The organism is Methanosarcina sp. (assembly GCF_028693135.1).
In the GTDB taxonomy this organism is placed as follows: Archaea; Halobacteriota; Methanosarcinia; order Methanosarcinales; family Methanosarcinaceae; genus Methanosarcina.
In genome coordinates, this window is record NZ_JAQUVZ010000007.1 from 1 (window position 1) to 15,474 (window position 15,474).

The following is a 15,474-nucleotide window of genomic DNA, read 5'->3' on the forward strand; positions in this document are numbered from 1 at the left end:
GCATACTATTATTTAAAAGTTTCGATTTGTGCCAGATGTAGAGGCAAATTCATGCGCATGCACGCATGAAGTGAAAAGACTTAAGGAAAGGGAAAAGAGTTATGCGCTTAAAAATTGGGAAGTAAGGCTATAAAGCTTTTTATCTGTAAAGAAGAGGGGTTTTAAGTTAATTTTGCCTTAAAGGAATATTCAACATATTTTTATATGAAGCTAATATATTCTTTTAGATATAACTGTAACAGAGGCAGGATACATTACAACTTTTAAGGGGAAAAAGGTAGTAATCGAGCCCTATAATGTGATACTCTGGGCAGCTATAACTAGTGTTCTCTATTTGATTAGCCTCAGTAACCACCTGCTCTTCCAGACTCTGGTAGAACTTTTCAGTGTGTATGTTGCATACGTGATATTTCTTATAGTGTGGAAATCAAGAGATCATCTGGAAAACCAGTATCTTCTGTTTATAGGGGTTGCTTACTTTTTTATCGGGAGTCTGGATCTATTATATACACTTTCCTACGAAGGAATGGGTGTATTTCCTGATGAACAGATAGATGGCTGTATTGAACTTAACAGAGGCTAGGGGACAGAGTTTACGATCTGGTTTAACAATTCAGAAAACTGATTTTGAAGCCCGAATTGCGCCTTCCTCGTGGATAAAACCCTGCGGGGGCTTCGGAATGTCTGCCTTGCAGAAAACCTGTACTACCTTGAGAAAGTGGGCATGAACCTCAAAAAGGTAAAAATCACCCTCCTGCTCCAAAGACTTCAAGAAGCAGCAGCAGTGAGGGCTGACTTTCTTCCGGCATCGGGATAGTTTCATTTGCCTGAACATGGAAAGCACCTGGAAGGAAAAATGAAAGGTGCTTTTTTCTTATTTCTTTCCCTGAATCCCTTTGATATTTCCTTCCAGCTAAGTACTTTCCATCTAAGAGCTTTCCAGCTGTGGGCTTCTTTTTAAGGGCTTAATACTCTCCAATGTCTGTCCATCCCAGCTCTTTCATTTTCGAAGAATCGCTTTCTTTTACCTTCCCAACATAAAATTCCTCCCCACAGAGGTACCCAAGGTCGCAACTATCAACCCTCTGTATGTCAGAGATCTCCAACATAAAATTCCTCCCCACAGAGGTACCCAAGGTCGCAACTATCAACCCTCTGTATGTCAGAGATCTCTATGCTGTAAACGGTCCCATAGTAAGCGGTTATCAGTTCTGGCTGGGTCGGAGCTTTAATAAACTGGATGTTCCCTTCTTCATACCACTGGTCCCAGGGAGTCTTTTCTTCAGATATCCTGTATTTCATTTCTACAGTGTTTCCTTCTGCTCCTGAGGTTCCCGTAGCATTCTCAGTAATATCAGTCTCATCAGGCTCGATTTCAAGAGGCCCCTGGGTAATTTCGTTCCATTCTCCATCGATTACAGCAGACATTACTTTCCCCTCAGAAACAATGACTTCTATGCTGTGAGGGGTGAGAGCTTCGGTTACAATCCGGTCTGTCCGGTTTCCATAGCCACCGTGCCTGCTCGTAAATGTATAGTTCAGAAAATGCTGCTCCGGAAAGCTCTCAAGCACCTCATGGGCTTCCATTTCGAGGTCAAAGCCATCAAAACTATATGTGGGTGCAGCTTTTACCCAGGTTCTAGCTATCCTTTCCGCTTCTTCCGGAGAAGTGGACAGGGCGTAAGCCCGAAGTTCAACCAGTGCAGAATCGATTTTCTGGAGACCTTCAGGCATATATTCGGAAGAGTATGGGTCTACAATTACGGTTTTTTCACGGGCTTCCCCATTCAGGCTAATCTCGAGTGTTCCCACATCCGCGACTACAGGTTGCCCTTTCTGCGGGATATAGCGTTCTTCCATCTGAAGGAATCCGTTTTCTTCAAACAGGTTGGTAAGATCTCTGAAAGCACTTTCATTGAAGGGCTTTTCATATGTTTTCATGAATTTTCCTTCATTGTCCGAAGTTGTAAACACAACCGATGTGCTGTTTACGGTTAGCACCTGCAGCTGCATTTCCGGGAGTGTGAACGCTCCGTATGTTTTGTGGGTTATAGTCGCATTCTCTGAGATCTCTGTCTGTTTCTCGGTACATCCGGCTACAAAAGTCAACATTAATATCAGTAGTACAGGAATCGTTTTGTTAATCAAAATCCCCTCCTTACTTTATTCTCCTCAAAGCTCTACTTTCTGGGTTACTTTTTCACCTGAAATTATTTCTGTAAAAAATCATTTATGTAAAAAATCGTTTCTGTAAAATCGTTTCTGTAAAATCGTTTCTGTAAAATCGTTTCTGTAAAATCATTTATGTAAAAAATCGTTTCTGTAAAATCGTTTCTGTAATATAGTATTTTTTTCAAATATTTCTTTTTTGTTCCGGTCTCAGGTAATTAATGATCATTTACGAAAATTGTCTTCATGCGTCTTCGGTTAAGCGAGGAATCGTGATAAATGACCTCCATTCCCACAACAGTTATCAAATATTTTTAAAAATTGAGAGGTGGAACCGGTATCGATTTCATGTAATCAGGCCAAAATTTAAGGTAGACTTCTAATGCAAAATCGATACTTTCAGGCAAGAAAATTCCTTAACCGAAGACTAATGAAATTGTCTTCTATCTTTCTATCTTTTATTCCATCTTCTCTACTCTTCTGATTTTTCAGACTCGAGGTAACATTTATATCTATACATTAATGATTATATCTGTACTCTATTTTTTGATATCTTCACACTATCGTATTGCTAAAAATGCTAATTTACTTTAGAAGGCGCAAAACCATATGAAATTACAGCTTGTTAATCTCCTTTTTTTTTCCGATAAAAGGAAAAATTTACTGTTACTGCTGTACGAAGGACCCCGAAATATTGATGAAATTCTTGATCTTCTTCAGGGTTCCCGAATTTCCCTGCTTCCCCATCTCAAAAAATTAAAAGAAGAAGGTTTGATTGTTCAGAACGAAGATGTATATCAGCTTTCTATAATAGGTAATATACTAATTACGAAAGTCAGGCCTTTAATGGATGCGGCCAGTACACTTGAGGAAAATGATTCTTTCTGGAGCCACAGGAAACTGGATTCTATTCCTTTTCATCTGTTAAGACGTATAGGGGAGCTTAAAGGAATCCAGCTTGTCGAACCCGGGCTTACTCACGGATTTGATCTGTTCCCTAAGATGATTAATCATTTTACCGGGTCTTCAAAGGTTATGCTCCTTTTTTCTTATTTTCACCCTCAGATCCCTTCTTTCTCCCTGGAGTTCGCAAAAAAAGATGTAAAGGTACAGCTTATCCTTAGCAGAGATTCATTTGATAGGTTTTCAGGGGATTTCCGTGATACGGGGGAAGAAATCCTGGCGAAGAAAAACGCCACTATTTTTGTGCACGCAGGAAACCCGCTTGAAATTCCTTCATTGATTGCTATTTCGGAAACTGCAGTATTGCTCGGGTTTTTCAATAAGAAAGGAAAGTTTGAAGGGCAGTACCTTCTTAGTTTTGAACCCCGCGCCCTTGCCTGGGGTAGAGAACTCTTTGAATATTACATTGAGAGGTCCGAAAAAGTCTGTTCAATGAATTATTCGGACTGCAGTTGATAGCCAGAAAGCTCCTTAAGGCCTGTAATCTAACTGGAATAAGAACCAGAAAATATATTTAAGTCCGGAACATGAGGCATCCAGTATTAACTATCTTTTATTCAACTATCTTTTATTCAACTATCTTTTATTTCCAAGCGATTTTTCAGGTGTCTCAATGAAACGAACCTCTAAGGAATGGAAAGTAAAACGGGCTGAATTCATTACAGGCAAAGCCTGTGCCTGGTGCGGCTCTTCTGAGCGCCTTTGTGTCCACACTCCCGGAGCCTTTTCTCCGGCAGAGGTCCGTTCCGGGATTTACAGTCTTGCTTATACCAGATTCAGGGAAGTGTACAGACTAAAGTATCAGAAATTCGAACATGTACTGACCGGCAAACACCACCATAAAAGCCACCCTGCCTGGCACAAAGCCTCTACTGTACATAAAGCTGAGCCTGACCATACTGACCTTGAAGAGCAGTGTATCGAGGTGCTTGTTGAAGATACAGGAGAAGGAAACTTCAAACAGCTTTATCATGAATGGCTTGAAGAAAACGGGATTAAAGAGCTAATTGAAGACGAAACCCGAAAAGCTGAGGAAGAATACGCGTCTCTGGAACATGCAATCGTGCTCTGCAAACGCTGTCACTTTGCAAGCCTGAAGGGTATGGAGCTCTGCCCGGTATGCAGAAAAAAGTATAAGTCTTCAAGGTATGAGACCTGCTTTGACTGTTTGCCCGATGAAAAAAAGAACGACTTTCTGGAAAGTCAAAAGGAAAAAGAGGAGTTTCCGAATAATTCGGAGCGTTTTCCTGATAAATCATTTACTGAAGAGCCATAGTTTTACTTTATGGCTTGGGGGCATGAATCCGGAACTGTTAAGGTTTTTTTCATAACAAGGTTCAAGGACAGGAATTAGGGAATATTTTCTGATTTTTTCAGAAAAGAGCCCAGCCGCTTCCTCCACACGCCCTGCATGTTCCTGTGTCCAGGTTCCCTGACCCGCCGCAAAGTGGACATATTATTGCAGGCTGGGCAACTAGCACGTTCCCCTGTCCTCCGCAGGCTTCACAGATTCCACCTTCACTATTTCCGGTTCCGCCGCAAAGAGAGCATTTTTCCGGAGCATACTCTGTATCGATATAAAGCATCCCATCACCTTCTTTATTTACAAGCACAGGGGTATTTTCCCGAGCAAAAGATTCTTTTAATACATCTTTTAGGCGTTCTGGATTAAAAGATCTTGCAAAAAGATAAAACAGAAAGTATTATAACGTATTTGCCGGATTTCATTTTACATTTATGTTCTATGTATTAAATCTTCGGTTTCTGTTAAAATCTGTGCTAACAGGGACTTTTTTATCTCGACTGCATCGTTAGGGCAAAGTTCCCTGCAGCAGTAACACAGGATGCATTTTTCCGGATTGATCCTGAAAGTTCCGTTTTCCAGCTGTTCTACAGCCCCGGGAGAACAGTTCAGATAGCAGGTCCCGCATCGAGTGCATTTTCTCTGGTTGATTCTGGGGTTAATAGTGTAATATTTGCCGAGGCTGCGCTTAAGGAAAGCAGGGGCTGTGCTGACTCCCCCGCTTGAAGGCTTGAATTTCTTTTTGACTTCTTTTAATGGTGTTCCGACCACCACAGGGCACTGGTTTCCGAACCCTTTCTTCAGGGCACCTGCTGTAGTGGGGATTTTGATAGGATCAAAACCAATCAGTTCTGCTGCAACAATATCCAGGGAAACACAGTCCGGGCTTGCCAGAATTACACCTGAGTTTACAGGTTTTCCATGGGAAGGCCCATTTCCCTCCATGCCCCAAACTCCGTCCATGACCGCAAAACCAGGCATGACGACAGAGTACACATCGGCAACGGCTTCTCCAAAAAGGTTCCGGTTTCCAAGAAGGTGTGTTTCTTTTCGGCATTTCAGGGGGAGGGCTCCGAAGAAATTCTTGACCGCGCCTGTATAATATGTAAGCTCATGGGTTTTGAGTTTCGGGAGGGATATTACAACATCGGCTTCAAGGACAGGGTTTGCAATGTACAATTTCTGAAACTGAAGCGGCTCTGGAACTTCTACCAGAGTAAAACCCGCAGTTTCAAAGTTCACAACCCTGGCTCCGGCTTTTCGGGCAGCTTCTTCTATGCCTGAAGCCTTCAGGGCTTTTGCTGTAGCTCCTGGTCTTGAGATCCCGGCTCCGTCTCCGACGACTGGCTTTCCTCCGGCACCGAGCACAAATTCACACATTGCTGCTACCACAGTGGGATGGGTAGTTGTGGCAGCTTCCGGTGGGCTGGCCGAAAGGATGTTTGGCTTGAGAAGTACGTGGTCTCCAGGATCAATTATGTTTTCAATGCCGCCCAGCAGGTCAAGAGCCCAGGCTATTGCTTCTTTTGTATCCGAATAATCAGGGCAGGAAACTATGGAGACTCTGTTCATTGCTAAAAAGTAAATGGAAATAATTATTGAATTCTTTTCCGGTTTCAGTTTGTCATCTAGCTTTCAGTCTATAGTCCGTTTGTCATCTAGCTTTCAGTCTATAGTCCGTTTGTCATCTTAAATACTTTTTATATCTCCCGGTTTTTATCTATTTTTAAGGCCCATCATTGAATCTATTTCTTCAGCTATGCTTTCCAGTTCATCGAACATCCTTTCCGAGTCCTTTCGCATCTCCTTTACTGCAGCTTTCAGGCTGCCTCCCCTTAGATAAATCAGGCGTTTTTTCCTGTAAAGGAGTCCGGAGTCGTTGAGGTTCCTGAGATGGTGGTTGATTCTTGAGATTTTCATATCAAGGTCTTCAGCCAGGAATTCCGATGAACTGAGTTCTTCATTTGAAAGTTTTTCAAGCAGGCTGAAGATTATTTTGTTGGCTGTGTTTTCGGTATCCCTTCCTGAAGAAAAGCCAAAGCTATCACAGAACCATAAAAGGTCTTCTTCAAGGCTCTTTATCTGGGGTTTTTCAAGATTTCTGAGGATAATCTGCTGAACCATCTGTTTATTATTTTGGAGATTCCTGTATATATATTTTATTTTAATTTGTAGATATCATTTCGATTTTTTTGCAATTATATTTATTTTACTTACAAATTTTCTCTGATTTGCTGGTAATTTTTAAATAGAAGTTTTGCATTATATGCAGATAGTTGGGCGTTTTACAGCTCAATACATTCATCGATTCCATGCTGACTTATAGCAACCAGTGAATGTGCAGCTAATATCAGGTCACTTACATATCAAGGAGGACTAAAGAGTGATTGTCAGACCTATTGGCGAACGAGTATTACTCAAGCACCAGAAGACAGAAGAAGTTACTAAAGGTGGGATCTATATCCCGGAGCCTGCAAGGCAGGAGAAAAAAGAAGGAATCGTTCTGGCTGTAGGGACCTTTAAAGATGGGAAAGAGCTCCCCCTTAAAAAAGGAGACCACGTAATTTACGGGGGGTACCAGGCTGATGAGGTTGAAATAGATGATGAAAAATATATTTTTGTCGACTTCAAGGATATCATGGCAACAGTTGTTGAAGAATAATTCTTAATGAGGCCGTTTCTGAAAATATTGCATCAGGCACATCACAAATGTCAGGTAAATCACGACTTCGATAAATTATAGCTTAACTAAGTAAGAATATTCTATCCTAATCCAGGTGAATACAGATGGCTTCAAAGCAGATAATGTTTGATGAGGGTGCAAGAAAAGCCCTCTTAAATGGTGTAGATAAAGTCGCAAATACTGTTAAGATCACTCTGGGACCGAGGGGCCGTTATGTCGTGCTGGACAAAAGCACAAAACCCGTGGTCACAAATGATGGGGTTACCATTGCAAAAGAAATAGAGCTCCATGACAAGTTTGAAAATATGGGGGCCAAGCTTGTCAAGGAGGTCGCTTCCAGGACCCAGGACAACACAGGAGACGGGACGACTACCGCAACTCTTCTTGCCCAGAGCATGATCCGGGAAGGCCTGAAAAACATCAGTGCAGGGGCAAATCCTATAGAGGTCAAGAAAGGGATTGAGATTGCCACCGAAAAGGTTGTAGGGTATCTCAAGAGCAAGAGTGTGGAGGTAAAGGACAAGGATAAAGTCATACAAGTAGCCACCATTTCTGCAAACAATGATGAAGAAATAGGCAACTTGATCGCCGATGCTATGGAAAAGGTCGGCTACAACGGGGTAATCACCGTTGAAGACTCAAAGACAATGGAAACCAGCCTTGATGTGGTTGAAGGTATGCAGTTTGACCGCGGGTTTGTTTCCCCCTACATGGCACTTGATTCTGAAAAAATGATCTGTGAATTTGAAGATCCCTATATCCTTATTACGGACAAGAAGATCAACAGCATGAAACAGATCGTACCTGTGCTTGAGAAGGTCGCTTCTGAAGGCCGGTCCCTCCTGATTATTGCTGAAGACGTCGATGGGGATGCCCAGGCAGCCCTGATCCTGAACATTATCCGCGGAGCCCTGAGGGTCTGCGCTGTAAAGGCTCCTGGATTCGGAAATGAGAGAAAGGAGATGCTTGAAGATATTGCCATCCTGGTCGGTGGGCAGGTTATTAGCGAAGAGAAGGGCATGAAACTTGAGGAATTCAGTGACTACATGCTCGGAAGTGCCAGGAAAGTCACGGTTGACAACCATAAAACCATAATTGTAGAAGGCAGGGGTGACAAAGCAAAGATTGATGAACGGGTCAGAGTCATCGAAGCCCAGGTCAATATTGCTGAAGCTGACTACAGAAAAACTGAGCTTAAAAAGCGCCAGGCAAAGCTTGGGGGCGGTGTTGCGGTAATCAAAGTGGGAGCTGCAACCGAAACCGAGCTCAAGGAAAAGAAGATGAGAATCGATGATGCCCTGAATGCCACAAAAGCCGCAGTTGAGGAAGGTGTGGTCACAGGAGGAGGGGTATGTCTCTTCCGTGCAGCTGCAATTCTTGAATCCCTGAAACTTGACGGTGACAGGCAGGTGGGCGTGAAGATCGTTAAGAGGTCCATAGAAGATCCTATCCGTCAGATAGCCACAAATGCAGGCAGGGAAGGCGCTGAAGTGGTGGCAACCATCAGGGCAGAATCCAGCGAACTTTTCGGGTACAATGCAAAGAGTGATGTCTTTGAAGATCTCTTCGAAGCTGGTGTAATCGACCCGACAAAAGTGGTAAGAAGCGGGCTTCAGAACGCGGCCTCAATCGCAGGCATGGTGCTTACGACTGAAGCTCTTGTGACCGATTTCGATGAAGAAAAGGACGAAAGGACAGATACAATTATTATCTGATTGCCGCTTTTTTCTTTTCTTTTTCCCTTTTTTCTTTTCTTTTTCCCTTTTTTCTTTTCTTTTTCCCTTTTTTCTTTTTCCTGTTCTCATTATTACTTTTTCGAAATCACTTCAAAGCCCTTTTTCTTTTTCCTTTATTTTCAGTAAAGGTTGAAAACCTTTTTCTGTCATTAACACAATGTTTTTGGTAAAAGCGTAATTCTCAATATCCATAACTATTGATCTATAGTTAAACGGTTATGTGTCTCCCTGAATTATTCATAATCAATCATAATCCTCCTAATCATCCGGTTCGTTTACTACAACCCCCCTTACCAGAAAGGTGAAAGTAAAAATGCTTGAAGTTTACTGCGACTCTTCTTATAATGAAGGTGAAGACTCTTACATCGGCTGCGTGGTGCTACGGGAAGGTGGGCAGATCCACCAGTCAACAACTAAAGTCCCGGGGCATCCTCGCAATAATCTTGACTGTGAACTTGCAGCCCTCAATTTTGCCATATCCCTTGTCAGGATATTTTCTGAAGCCGATAGTGAAATAGTTGTTTATAACGATTCTACTGAAGCCGTAAAAGCTTTTCAGGGAAAGGCACAGGATGTTGAAAAGGAGTTTTCAGGGTCCAGAGTTAGCTTTGAATATATTCCCCGAGAGAAGATGAACCAGGCAGCTGCAGATAGCCTGTCTAAAAAGTTTCCTGTTTTCTTCTCGAGTACATCCACGTCTGATGTGGAATCTTTTTCGAGGCGGGAAGACGTTCTTTCAGATATCGCCCGGAATGGAAGAAATGTTTTTTATCTGGAGAAAGTTCCGGAAATGTCCACAAACAAAAAAACCTGCTACAGGTTGATAGTCCGCACAATGGAAAAGATCCTTTCCGATGACCTGATTTATCCGGTAAAAAAAGGAGGTCCGGGCACTCAGGTAAAGGCTGCGGAAGAGATTAGAAAGGACCTTTCAAACCCTGAGGTACTTTCTTCTCTGAAATCAAAGGGTGTCAGGCTCGAAAACTCCTACTTCTTGCTCACGGATGAGACCTGGGGACTTCGGGGGACGGACAGTCAGGCTTACTCCATTCTGCCTTCTTCCATTCCCCATAAGATCATATGTGACGAAGTAGACCGGTCACCTCAAAACCTTTTCAGAAGAGCAGAACGTTTCAGGTAATTTTTCCTGCATCCAACAGCCCATTACTTTACATTCGCAGCGTATTATTTTATATTCTATCTTCCCGAAACCCGCGGACCGGTGTTATATAAGTTAAAGTATTCTACTCATAATATTTTTGTATCCAACCCTTAAACCCAGCTTAAACCCTGAGAATTCATGAAACCCATAGATTACAAAACACAGATCTTGCTAACAGTTTTCGTCAGCTCTCTACTCCTCGGAAATCTCCTCGGGAGCAAGCTAATTGAGATCTTCGGAATCGTAACCTCGGTCGGCTTATTTGGATATCCGGTTACTTTTCTTATTACGGACATAGTAGAAGAGGTTAGGGGAAAAGAAGTCACAAAGATTTTCGTACACGCAGGTTTCCTTTCACTCTGTATTGCAGTCCTTTTCGTTTTTGTAAGTACAGGTCTGCCCCCCTCACCTTTGTATCCGCATAATGAAGCTTACAATTACGTTTTTTCAAATTCGCTGCGGCTCATTCTGGCAAGCATGATCGCTTTTGTTATAAGCCAGCACCATGACATCTGGGCCTTTAACTTCTGGAAGCAGAAGACAAATGGTAGACACCTCTGGCTCAGAAACAATCTTTCAACAATTGTTTCCCAGCTGCTCGACTCTATTATTTTCATGTTTATCGCTTTCTATCGCGCAACTCCCGAACTGGGAGCAGTCCAGATCTTTTATATGATCATGCCTCTCTGGATCCTTAAAGTGATTTTTGCTCTCCTTGATACTCCTTTTGTGTATCTTGGGGTCAGGTGGCTTGCTTCTGAAAACATAAACGATGCCTCCAGTCCTGGGGAACGCAAAGAGGCAGATCCGGTTAAAGTTTAAAAAAAGCGCGGCTCCTGAAATAAGGTTCGATTCAGGAATGGCTCTGAAATCTATTTCTGGGACTAAATACTAATGCTTATGGACTAAATACTAATGCTTATGGGCATCTCCGTCCTATACATTATGGGGATGCTAATTATGGTAGAACATTCTGAGCCCGAAATACGGAAGGTTAAGGCCGAAATCCAGGGTAATGCGGAAAATTCTGAAAAAGATTACGAAAGAAAGGCTGAAGAGCAGGGTAAATCAGGTAAAGAGATTGGTACTCAATACACAGGAGTTCCCTCCGAAGAATTCTGTATCTCCTGCCTTAATATGCCCGACGAACAGCGTAAGAACATGATTCTGGAGATCCAGCAGGTAGCTGAAAAGATTTTGAAATCCCATGGAGTTATTAAAGAACCTGATGACCTTTTAAAGGGGGAATGGTTTCTCAAACTTCAAAAACGGGGGTTTGAAAAGAAACTGGTTCTTGCAAAATCGGGAGAAGAGATCTTTATAGGTTTTTATATCTATCAGGAAGAGGCTCCTGTTCCTGATCCAAACCTTGTTTTGCTTTCTCAATACGGGCTATGGTACCCGCAAAGAATAGAGGAAAAATTTGAAGAAACCGTCGCTTCTTTCTTTACGGGGGCTTATGGGGATTACGATTTTCTCAATGTTGTCCCAGAAAACGTTGAAAAATTCCAGGCATGTCAGCGTGATTTTGTAAAAACGCTTGAAGACCAGGGCTGGGATGGGCCGGATGTGGAGGTAGTTGATAGAATTATGCCGAAAGATTAAGTTTCTGTGGACTGTCTCTCCCTAACCCCTTTCGCCTGCAGGCTCAGAGGGTTAAGGAAGGGTTTTTCTCGCCTTAGACAGATAATATCTATTCAATTCAGAGAGTTAACTTTTTTCTTGTTAAACTCATTCCAGGATTAATTTTTCTTTTATGTTCCTTTGTTTTGACTGTTTGTTTTTCCCACAGAATATTTAAATATTGAAAGCATACGCAGTTTCAGGTACATACCCATTGATATTTCTTACTTTTATCGAGTGGCTTTTATATTAATCACTTTTCAGAAGGTTCTTTATGTTTTCGATAAATTCCGATTGCATCCTATCAAAAAAATCTGAAGATATCCCCCCTTTCTATGTGATGGAAGTACTGGAAAGTGCCAAAGCTCTGGAAGCTCAGGGGATACATATAATCCACCTGGAGGTCGGAGAACCTGATTTTCCTACTGCTCCCCATATCTGTGAGGCCGCCTGTAATGCGATTGGTCTGGGACTTACAAAGTACACTCACAGCCAGGGACTCCCTGCTCTCAGAGAGGCAATAGTTGAGGCTTATCATCAGAAGTTTGGAGTTGACTTGGACCCTAATCAGATTATTATTACTTCCGGGACAAGCCCTGGTCTCCTGATTGTTTTTATGGCTTTGCTTGAAAAGAGGGATGAAGTAATTATGTCGAACCCTCACTACGCCTGCTATCCAAATTTCGTAAAGTATCTGGGCGGGACCCCTATTTTTGTCTATACGAGCGAGACAAACGGCTTTGTCCTTGAACCCGAAACAGTAAGGCAGTGCCTGAGTCCGAATACCAAAGCTATCCTCATTAATAGTCCCTCAAATCCCGGGGGGCATGTTATGTCTCCTGAAAGTTTGCAGGACCTTGCTGCAATAGCGGATGAAAAAGGAATTCCTATTGTTTCGGACGAAATCTACCAGGGCCTGATCTATAGCGGAGAAGAACACAGTATCCTGGAATATACTAAAAATGCCTTCGTCCTGAACGGTTTTTCCAAACTGTATGCAATGACCGGCTGGAGACTTGGCTATATTATCTGCCCTCCTGATTGTGTACGCGCGATTCAGAAAATTCACCAGAACTTCTTTATCTGCGCTAACTCCTTTGTCCAGGAAGCAGGCATTGCAGCCCTGAAAGGTTCCCAGGAACACGTTGCTGAGATGGTCCGGATTTATAATATGCGTCGCCAGTACATGCTTAAAAGGCTTCTTGGCATGGGGCTCGAAGTTCGTAGAGAGCCAATGGGGGCTTTTTATGTCCTTGCTGATGCCCGCAAGTTCTGCAGTGATTCTCTTAAACTGAGCCGCAGGATCCTCAATAAGGCAGGCGTGGCAGTAACTCCCGGCATAGACTTCGGAAACGGGGCAGAAGGTTACCTGCGTTTTTCCTACGCTAACAGCCTTGAAAACATTGCAGAAGGCATGGACCGTCTGGAGGCTTTTCTTGAAAAAGAATTTGAAGGTGAATGATGAGAACTTCCAGAGTCAGTTCGTTTCTGCCTATTAATTTTTCGAATTAATTTTTCAAATTAATTTTTGTATGAAAGTACTCTGATTTGAAAAGTACTTTCATTTCTTCGTGCCTGTTATTTGAAGAATTTCATTTACTGGACTACTGTTTTCTCTAAATCTGTAACAGGTTAGACTCGGAGGTCTCTATATATAAATATTATAAAAAAGGGTGGTCCCTGATTAATTGGTTGGTATTATTCCAAAATGACCTTAAATGACATCTCAAGTTCTTTCTTTCCACTCGACGCGCTCCGCTTGAACCCACCAGCGTACCGTAAATATAAACGAAATAAGTAGCTGTGCTGGGGCTCGCATTCCAAAATATCAACCCTGGAGCAGGGGACAACCAAAAAAAGGATATTATCAAAAAAGGATAGATCTCGAGAGCGTCGACGAGAATGTGGATGCTGGAATTAAAAAGTATTCATACAAAACTGAGACTGTTTTCCTGAAAAACAAAATTAAAGAAAAGAAATAAAGGTGGGGCTGGTGAGATTCGAACTCACGATCGACGGGTATCTCCGAACAACTGCTTTCACAGTTTTTCTGGTGAGCATCTATCAGTGCTCCAACGGTTCCTCATTGTCCTGCCCCGTCGGGAAAGACTCGGTAGACCCGTTGTTCATCATTTATCCGCTGGAGCCCATCGCCATGCCGGGCTAGGCCACAGCCCCTTAATGAAGGTTAACAAGGATACTGACATATCTTTTCTCTTTTAAATAGTTAACGGCAAGAAATAATGTTTTCGAGAAAATATTTCTAAAAGATTACTATTTCTTCCTCAGTACATAAACAGGAAATAGATTATTCCTGCAAGGACTGCGAGCACAAATATCGTAAATGATATGTAGCCAATCAGGCGAACTGCAAAGTCATATACACTTACTTCGCCTGTCCATTTGCCTGTTCTGCGACGGTCAAAGTATTTCATCCATTTCTTGTCTAATTTCAAAGGTTTCAGGGCTCCCTTTTCAATTTTGTTCTATATCAGGGGTTTCACAAATAAAGTTGTTTATCTTACTTCCTGAGGTTTTGGGAAGTACGATTGCATAAAAGCCATAGAATCAAAGGAACATGAAGATCGAATTCCTGATCTGCTTGATTTCCTTATGAATACGAAAGAGGGTTAATAATGGCTTCAATTTGTTTTTAAAGCCATGCTAACAAAAAAGTAAATTGAGAGCCTTTTTTATCGGTCGGCTCTCGCTGTGTGCCGATGCCTGTTAGAAAAGTTATTGTCTTAATAGCGATTTTTAGTCAATTTTATTGAACTTGGATGCAGGTGCCCCACAAATTGGACAGTTTCCTTCAGGTTCACCTTCCATAGTATGTCCGCAGACACTGCAAACGTAATAATCAACCTCTTTATTATTTCCAATTTCTGCCAGGGCTTTTTCATATAGGCTAGCATGGATCCTTTCTACTTTATTTGCCACTTCAAAGCTCCAGAGAGCCCTGTTGTCCCCCTCTTTCTTTGCCTCCTCTATAAACTCGGGATACATTGTCTCAAATTCGTATGTTTCGCCGTTAACTGCCTCTTTCAAGTTGTCCATTGTGGTTCCAATTCCACCCATACGCTGAAGGTGATTGAAAGCATGGACTGTTTCTGCAGCAGCAGCGGCTCTAAAGAGTTTAGCTATCTGATGATACCCTTCTTCATCTGCTTTTTTCGCAAAGGCTAGGTATGTCCTGTTTGCCATCGATTCGCCGGTAAATGCAGCTTTAAGATTATCCTTAGAACTCATGTATATCTCCCCTTAATTTGAAATCTTTTTTCACCCTATTTACTGTCATACATATTATTCTTAACGCCCATAATGTCTAACCTTAAAATAGGCTGCACTTTCTGGAACATCTTTACTTTAAAGGAGAGGAGCAGGCAGGTTTGTGGAAGCGCTTATTTTTTAATTCTTGAAACGGTTCCAGGTTAAGGAAAGTATTTATTCTGGCTGGCAGGCAAGGGCCCCGTGCAGCACAGGAAGAGAAAACTGAAAAATTTCCCAGGGGATTTCTGGATGGATTAACAAATAACAAATTAATCCGAAAACACCTGTTTTTCTAATTCTAAAAATAGGTTTTAATCGATTTTTTAATCCGAAATTTACGCCCAGGGCAGGATTCGAACCTGCGCTCTCCCAAAGAAGAAACGGTTTTCGAGACCGTCGCCCTACCGCTAGACTACCTGGGCATTTTGCCTTAAGAACGTTTTAGATTAGCCTTAAGTTAGCTTAAATGTTAGATTAATGTTAGCTTAAATGTTAGATTAATGTTAGATTAATGTTAGCTTAAATGTTAGATTAATGTTAGCTTAAAAGTTAAATGGATTTTAAG

17 protein-coding genes and 2 tRNA genes are annotated in these 15,474 nt (G+C 42.1%); 10 read left to right on the forward strand and 9 right to left on the reverse strand.

The annotated features are described in order from the left end of the window. Positions 1–334: 334 nt before the first annotated feature. Together PHF18_RS04880 and PHF18_RS04885 are read left to right on the forward strand one after the other, a co-directional pair. Positions 335–583 carry an MASE3 domain-containing protein gene (locus tag PHF18_RS04880; RefSeq protein ID WP_300099129.1) on the forward strand — a complete coding sequence of 83 codons (249 nt, stop codon included), beginning with the start codon at positions 335–337 and terminating at the stop codon, positions 581–583. Between the two features lie 69 nt (positions 584–652). Next, positions 653–817, forward strand: a complete 165-nt coding sequence (locus PHF18_RS04885; RefSeq protein ID WP_300099131.1) for a hypothetical protein — start codon at positions 653–655, stop codon at positions 815–817. A gap of 148 nt (positions 818–965) precedes the next feature. Here PHF18_RS04885 and PHF18_RS04890 read toward each other — a convergent pair whose 3' ends face one another. Both PHF18_RS04890 and PHF18_RS04895 read right to left on the reverse strand, forming a co-directional pair. Continuing rightward, on the reverse strand, positions 966–1,109 hold the full coding sequence (locus PHF18_RS04890; protein WP_300099134.1) for a hypothetical protein: 144 nt from the start codon (positions 1,107–1,109) through the stop codon (positions 966–968). Beyond that, on the reverse strand, positions 1,093–2,148 hold the full coding sequence (locus tag PHF18_RS04895; protein ID WP_300099137.1) for a hypothetical protein: 1,056 nt from the start codon (positions 2,146–2,148) through the stop codon (positions 1,093–1,095). The genes PHF18_RS04890 and PHF18_RS04895 overlap by 17 nt, the downstream gene beginning before the upstream one ends. A gap of 630 nt (positions 2,149–2,778) precedes the next feature. Here PHF18_RS04895 and PHF18_RS04900 point away from each other — a divergent pair. Together PHF18_RS04900 and PHF18_RS04905 are read left to right on the forward strand one after the other, a co-directional pair. Then, entirely contained in the window at positions 2,779–3,588 is an 810-nt protein-coding gene (locus PHF18_RS04900) for a winged helix-turn-helix domain-containing protein (protein ID WP_300099140.1), read from the forward strand. 157 nt (positions 3,589–3,745) lie between these two features. Next, positions 3,746–4,408, forward strand: coding sequence for a hypothetical protein (locus PHF18_RS04905; protein ID WP_300099143.1), 663 nt, complete (start codon positions 3,746–3,748; stop codon positions 4,406–4,408). Positions 4,409–4,505: 97 nt separating this feature from the next. Here the strand turns inward: PHF18_RS04905 and PHF18_RS04910 are convergent, their stop codons facing one another. The 3 genes from PHF18_RS04910 to PHF18_RS04920 form a co-directional block, all read right to left on the reverse strand. Continuing rightward, positions 4,506–4,718: a transcriptional regulator gene (locus tag PHF18_RS04910; protein ID WP_300099146.1), complete on the reverse strand. Its 213-nt coding sequence runs from the start codon at positions 4,716–4,718 to the stop codon at positions 4,506–4,508. A gap of 149 nt (positions 4,719–4,867) precedes the next feature. Continuing rightward, a complete protein-coding gene (locus PHF18_RS04915; protein WP_300099150.1) occupies positions 4,868–6,007 on the reverse strand; it encodes a DUF362 domain-containing protein in 1,140 nt (379 codons plus the stop codon). 144 nt (positions 6,008–6,151) lie between these two features. Beyond that, the gene (locus tag PHF18_RS04920; RefSeq protein WP_300099153.1) at positions 6,152–6,559 is read right to left on the reverse strand and encodes a helix-turn-helix domain-containing protein; all 408 of its coding nucleotides are present in this window, start codon (positions 6,557–6,559) and stop codon (positions 6,152–6,154) included. A 259-nt stretch (positions 6,560–6,818) separates the two neighbouring features. Between PHF18_RS04920 and groES the strand changes: the two genes are divergently transcribed. The 6 genes from groES to PHF18_RS04950 all read left to right on the forward strand — a co-directional run bounded on the left by groES (position 6,819) and on the right by PHF18_RS04950 (position 13,101). Then, complete coding sequence (gene groES, locus PHF18_RS04925; protein ID WP_300099156.1) at positions 6,819–7,097, forward strand: co-chaperone GroES; 279 nt, start codon at positions 6,819–6,821, stop codon at positions 7,095–7,097. Positions 7,098–7,222: 125 nt separating this feature from the next. Further along, a complete protein-coding gene (gene groL, locus PHF18_RS04930) occupies positions 7,223–8,833 on the forward strand; it encodes a chaperonin GroEL (RefSeq protein WP_300099159.1) in 1,611 nt (536 codons plus the stop codon). Positions 8,834–9,167: 334 nt separating this feature from the next. Then, positions 9,168–9,995: a hypothetical protein gene (locus tag PHF18_RS04935; RefSeq protein WP_300099162.1), complete on the forward strand. Its 828-nt coding sequence runs from the start codon at positions 9,168–9,170 to the stop codon at positions 9,993–9,995. Between the two features lie 159 nt (positions 9,996–10,154). Next, entirely contained in the window at positions 10,155–10,838 is a 684-nt protein-coding gene (locus PHF18_RS04940; protein WP_300099165.1) for a queuosine precursor transporter, read from the forward strand. Between the two features lie 138 nt (positions 10,839–10,976). Continuing rightward, positions 10,977–11,621, forward strand: coding sequence for a hypothetical protein (locus PHF18_RS04945; protein WP_300099168.1), 645 nt, complete (start codon positions 10,977–10,979; stop codon positions 11,619–11,621). 292 nt (positions 11,622–11,913) lie between these two features. Next, positions 11,914–13,101 carry a pyridoxal phosphate-dependent aminotransferase gene (locus PHF18_RS04950; RefSeq protein ID WP_300099171.1) on the forward strand — a complete coding sequence of 396 codons (1,188 nt, stop codon included), beginning with the start codon at positions 11,914–11,916 and terminating at the stop codon, positions 13,099–13,101. Between the two features lie 523 nt (positions 13,102–13,624). On the opposite strand, the gene PHF18_RS04955 is transcribed toward PHF18_RS04950, so the two are convergent. From PHF18_RS04955 to PHF18_RS04970, 4 genes are all read right to left on the reverse strand, one after another. Further along, positions 13,625–13,817 (reverse strand) — tRNA-Trp (locus PHF18_RS04955). Positions 13,818–13,924: 107 nt separating this feature from the next. Then, positions 13,925–14,074, reverse strand: coding sequence for a hypothetical protein (locus PHF18_RS04960; RefSeq protein ID WP_300099174.1), 150 nt, complete (start codon positions 14,072–14,074; stop codon positions 13,925–13,927). 322 nt (positions 14,075–14,396) lie between these two features. Then, on the reverse strand, positions 14,397–14,888 hold the full coding sequence (locus PHF18_RS04965) for a rubrerythrin family protein (protein WP_300099177.1): 492 nt from the start codon (positions 14,886–14,888) through the stop codon (positions 14,397–14,399). Positions 14,889–15,247: 359 nt separating this feature from the next. Next, a tRNA-Ser gene (locus PHF18_RS04970) sits at positions 15,248–15,331 on the reverse strand. Positions 15,332–15,474 lie beyond the last annotated feature (143 nt).

Coding starts and splice junctions, on each gene's coding strand:
- PHF18_RS04920 (WP_300099153.1), bottom strand. CDS start 6,559: ATGGTTCAGCAGATTATCCTCAGAAATCTTGAAAAACCCCAGATAAAG.
- PHF18_RS04945 (WP_300099168.1), top strand. CDS start 10,977: ATGGTAGAACATTCTGAGCCCGAAATACGGAAGGTTAAGGCCGAAATC.
- PHF18_RS04915 (WP_300099150.1), bottom strand. CDS start 6,007: ATGAACAGAGTCTCCATAGTTTCCTGCCCTGATTATTCGGATACAAAA.
- PHF18_RS04905 (WP_300099143.1), top strand. CDS start 3,746: ATGAAACGAACCTCTAAGGAATGGAAAGTAAAACGGGCTGAATTCATT.
- PHF18_RS04900 (WP_300099140.1), top strand. CDS start 2,779: ATGAAATTACAGCTTGTTAATCTCCTTTTTTTTTCCGATAAAAGGAAA.
- PHF18_RS04940 (WP_300099165.1), top strand. CDS start 10,155: ATGAAACCCATAGATTACAAAACACAGATCTTGCTAACAGTTTTCGTC.
- PHF18_RS04950 (WP_300099171.1), top strand. CDS start 11,914: ATGTTTTCGATAAATTCCGATTGCATCCTATCAAAAAAATCTGAAGAT.
- PHF18_RS04935 (WP_300099162.1), top strand. CDS start 9,168: ATGCTTGAAGTTTACTGCGACTCTTCTTATAATGAAGGTGAAGACTCT.
- groL (WP_300099159.1), top strand. CDS start 7,223: ATGGCTTCAAAGCAGATAATGTTTGATGAGGGTGCAAGAAAAGCCCTC.
- PHF18_RS04960 (WP_300099174.1), bottom strand. CDS start 14,074: ATGAAATACTTTGACCGTCGCAGAACAGGCAAATGGACAGGCGAAGTA.
- PHF18_RS04890 (WP_300099134.1), bottom strand. CDS start 1,109: ATGTTGGAGATCTCTGACATACAGAGGGTTGATAGTTGCGACCTTGGG.
- PHF18_RS04910 (WP_300099146.1), bottom strand. CDS start 4,718: ATGCTTTATATCGATACAGAGTATGCTCCGGAAAAATGCTCTCTTTGC.
- PHF18_RS04965 (WP_300099177.1), bottom strand. CDS start 14,888: ATGAGTTCTAAGGATAATCTTAAAGCTGCATTTACCGGCGAATCGATG.